The organism is Vicinamibacteria bacterium (genome assembly GCA_035620555.1).
Classification (GTDB): Bacteria; Acidobacteriota; Vicinamibacteria; order Marinacidobacterales; family SMYC01; genus DASPGQ01.
The window spans coordinates 1-3,893 of the sequence record DASPGQ010000083.1 but is presented as its reverse complement, the minus strand read 5'-3'; the positions used below and the strand labels follow the sequence as shown (position 1 = coordinate 3,893).

The following is a 3,893-nucleotide window of genomic DNA, read 5'->3' as shown; positions in this document are numbered from 1 at the left end:
CGATGGCCCGCGCGATGTCTCTACGCTCCCTGGGTTTCAACAAGGACCCGTTGTCGTTTGCGATACCGAGACTCCTCAGGATCGGGGCATAGAAGAGGTATACCGTTTCCTGTGGGCTTCGTTCGGGGAGGAGCACGACTCCCATCGCGTTCTTCGGAAGCCTCCAGCCGGATGGCTCGGAAGGCATGAGGACAACCTGAATCCGGGCTTCCGGGGCTCGCTCCAGCTTCCGCTCCTCTTCCCAGGCTACCGAGACACCGAGCCGGCGAAAGACCGCGTCGGCTTCCGACCGAGCCTGCTCGAAATCGTGCAAGAGCTCGTGGTGGTCGCGCCAGAGGATTCTCAGAACGTGCTCCTCTCCGCTGGCCACCGCTGTCGGGAAAGCTAGGACACTCCCTCCGAGGACCGCCGCCAGCCAATCTCCACGCATCGCACCCTCCTTGAGTGCAAGAGATGTAGCAAGCGGGAGAATCAGAAGTCCTCAGAGATGAGGTCCAAAGTTCTCAAGAATTCTCAGAGACGGTTGAATTCAGACCGTGCTACCCCGTAGGGGCGTTCGTAATGGACGGAAGTCCTGATCACTCGTTCAGCCAGCGCTCGTACTGCCGCCGGTCGCGTTGGCGAATGGCTTCGCGCTCGCGCTGCTCCTCGGGCGAAAGGTGCGGGCCTCGTAAGTGCTTCGAACGCAGGGCTTCGGGGTACTCGGCGGCGGCAACGACGTCTCGGAAGTCTCGTTGAGCGTCCTCGAGGAGCTCTTCGAGCTTGTCGAGAGACCCCGCGGCCAACTTGAGCATCGCGAGTCGAATGCGCGTCTGTCCGGACTCGGATCCGTCGCCCGCGTAACGCCGAAGGATCTCGAGCGCGCGGCGGCGCGCGTCAGCGGTGGACCAGATCGAGTCAACCTTGTACGTTACGCGTCCGTCCATTTACGTCATCTGGATATTCGAACTGCTTGCTCGCATCTCATACCCACGAAGCGGCCCGATGCGGACGATTGGGCCGTCGAAGACGACAGCTAGCGGTACGGCGCCGCTTGCACGAAGTGCTCGAGATCCGCGAAGACCGCGTGGACGTCTTCTTTGAAGACGTCGCCGATTAGGATGTCGGTGATGCGGTCGCGGTGCTCGGGATGCTCTCCGACGAAGGTCGCGAAGCTGAACCCCGGGGTGTAGAAGGCGTAGACGAGCCGGCGCACCGCTTCCATCCCCGAGAGCAGCTTCGGTTCGAACCGGCCCAGTCGGTGCGCCCTCGTGTCCCGAGCACGCAAAGCGTCGTCGATGGACGAAGCCGCCATGTCTGCGGAAGCAAGCGCCAAGAAGACGCCCGAGGAGTAGATGGGGTCGAGAAAGCCGAACGCATCCCCGACGAGGACGAAGCCATCCCCCGCCACACGGTCGGCCCGGTAAGAATAGTCTTTCTCGACGTGTACGTTCGAGATCCGCCGAGCCTTCGAGAGGCGTTCGGCGACCCCGCTGCAGTCGCGAATTTCCCGGTCGAGGACCTCCTCGTGCGAAAGCCCCCTGCCGAAGAGATCTTCCGGCGCCGCGACAACCCCCACACTTATCCGATTGTCGGACAGAGGGATGTACCAGAACCATCCACGGTTCCCCCGAGTGTGGAGGATGATCGTCGCCCCCTCGTCGATTCCGCGATCACGACGACCGTTCTCGTAGTGCGCGAAGACGGCCGCCCTTCCGAGCCCGGGATCGCGGCGCCTGAGCTCGAGCCGCCGCGAGACGATCGAAGTGAGGCCGGTAGCGTCCACGACGACCTCTGCCCCGATGCGCTCGGGTGGGCCCCCTTCGAGGCTCGCCTCGACGCCAACGACCCGTCCGTCATCGAAGATCACGTCACGCGCAAGCGCCCCCACGCGCACCTGGCAGCCGCTCTCGGCGGCGTTCTCCAGCATCGCGGAGTCGAGCCATGCCCTCTCCACCTGCCACGTATAGGAACATTCGCGCGGATCGCGCTCGAAGAAGTAGAACGGGCGCGAGGCCTTCCCTTCGGCGGAGACGAACTGCACGCTCGCCTTCACCGGAGAGCCGCTCTGGCGGAGGCGCGGCAGCATCCCCAGCTTCTCGAAGATCCAGTAGGTGGCGGGCATCAGGGACTCGCCGATGTGGAACCGAGGGAATCGCTCCTTCTCGAGGACCAGCACGTCCCGTCCTGCCCGGGCGAGAAGCGCGGCCGTGGCGGCACCCGCGGGACCACCCCCGAGAACGACGACCTCGGCCCGGCTCGGAAGTCTATCCGAGCTCATGTGTACCGCGTGCTCCGGTGCTCGGGGAGAAAGAACCGCGGAAGGAGCGAGTCGACGCGGAGGAGCGCATCACGACTGAGCCGCAGCGCGTCGCCTTCGATCGTCAAGAGCCCACGCTCTTTGAGGTCGCCGAGAGGGCGCTGAAAATCATCGAGGATGTCCCGTCCAAACTTCTTCCGGAAGTAGCTCCTCGACAGGCGGCCGAGCTTCATCTGCAGGATGAGCTCACGGATGAGCTTCTCCCGCTCGCTGGCGACGAATGCCCGCCGCAACGGGAGCTCTCCCCGTGAAACCGCATCCACGTAATCATCGAAACGATCGAGGTTTTGATAGTGGACACCGCCGACGTGGGAGAAAGACGCCACGCCCAGAGCCAGGAGATCGGCTCCGTGCCACAGGCTGTCGCGGTAGCTGAAGTTACAGGTCTCGGGATCCTTGACCAGCGTGTATCCGCTCGACACGCCGTAGCCCGCGTTCTCGAATCTCTCGAAGGCTCGTCTCAGCCACTCCCGCTTTTGCGCCCAGGTCGCCACCGGCGTGCGCTTTCCCTCGACGAGGATTTCCTTCGAGTAGACGGTGTTGTAGGGAAGCTCCATCTGATAGATGGTGACGCTGTCGGGGGCCAGGGCGAGCGTGCGCGACACGCTCTCGTCCCACGTCTCGTCGGTCTCTCCCACCATTCCCGCAATGAGATCGACGTTCACATAGGGAAAGCCAACGTTTCCGATCCACTCCCACGCCCGCTCGATCTCGGCCGAGAGGTGGGCGCGCCCGTTCTCGCGCAAGATGTCGTCGTTCCAGCTCTCGATGCCGAGGCTCAGACGGCTGACGCCGATGGTCCGCAGCGCGCGAAGCTTCGCCTCGCTCAAGGTTCCCGGCTCGCACTCGAAGGTCACTTCCTCCGCGTCGTCCCAGGAGACGGATCGCTCGAGACCGCGAACGAGTTTTCCGAGCTGCTTCGCGCTCAGAAAGGAGGGGGTTCCGCCGCCGAAGTAGACGAAGCTTAGAGCCCGGCCCTCGAGAGCACGCCGGCCGCGGTAGAGCTCCATCTCGCGGACGAGCGCTTCGTCGTAGCGCTCGACGTCCCTCGCGTTCTTGTCGGTGTAAACCCGAAAATAGCAAAATTTGCAGCGCTTTCGGCAAAACGGAACATGGAGGTACAACCCGAGAGCGACGGAAGGATCGGAGCTCCGGTCGAGGACTTCTTCGACCCTTGAGAGATGTTCTCCACTCCAGAAGAAGAAGGGAGGGTAGTTCGCGATGAAATAGCTACCGACCTCGGTGCCCCGCGCGTCGGTGGTCGCTTCCATGATCTTCCACTCTCACTTCCTGCTTCCTCCTCCATGAAGTTTAGCACGCTGGACGAACGCACCTCCGCCGCTAGGGGCGAAACCGCACCCACTTCACGACGCGCTGCTGCGTGACCTCCGCTCCATAGAGGTTCCCCTCGTCGTCCACCGCGATGCCTTCGGGACCGCTGTAGCCCATCACGTTGACGCGATCGTCGGGGATGAAATGCTGCACCCAGCCGGTGCGCGCGTCGCCGATGCGAATGCCCTTCTCCCACCCCGCATTGCGCATGCCCATGTACTCGTCGGGCGCGGGGCTCGACTCCGAGTCGGCGACGTAGATC

Annotated in this window: 5 protein-coding genes; all 5 read right to left on the bottom strand. The window is 63.5% G+C overall.

Features of this window, described 5'->3' with window-relative positions; translation table 11 throughout:
* On the bottom strand, nucleotides 1-430 hold a 430-nt coding region (locus VEK15_03365), incomplete at its 3' end, for a hypothetical protein (GenBank protein ID HXV59706.1).
* A gap of 148 nt (nucleotides 431-578) precedes the next feature.
* Nucleotides 579-926 (bottom strand): hypothetical protein, encoded by a 348-nt coding sequence (locus VEK15_03360; protein ID HXV59705.1) that lies wholly within the window; start codon nucleotides 924-926, stop codon nucleotides 579-581.
* A gap of 89 nt (nucleotides 927-1,015) precedes the next feature.
* Nucleotides 1,016-2,260 carry an NAD(P)/FAD-dependent oxidoreductase gene (locus VEK15_03355; protein ID HXV59704.1) on the bottom strand — a complete coding sequence of 415 codons (1,245 nt, stop codon included), beginning with the start codon at nucleotides 2,258-2,260 and terminating at the stop codon, nucleotides 1,016-1,018.
* The gene (locus tag VEK15_03350; GenBank protein HXV59703.1) at nucleotides 2,257-3,570 is read right to left on the bottom strand and encodes a coproporphyrinogen-III oxidase family protein; all 1,314 of its coding nucleotides are present in this window, start codon (nucleotides 3,568-3,570) and stop codon (nucleotides 2,257-2,259) included. Before VEK15_03350 ends, VEK15_03355 begins: the two co-directional genes overlap by 4 nt.
* Before the next feature lie 70 nt (nucleotides 3,571-3,640).
* Nucleotides 3,641-3,893 (bottom strand): hypothetical protein (locus tag VEK15_03345; GenBank protein HXV59702.1); only part of this gene is annotated, 253 nt, incomplete at its 5' end.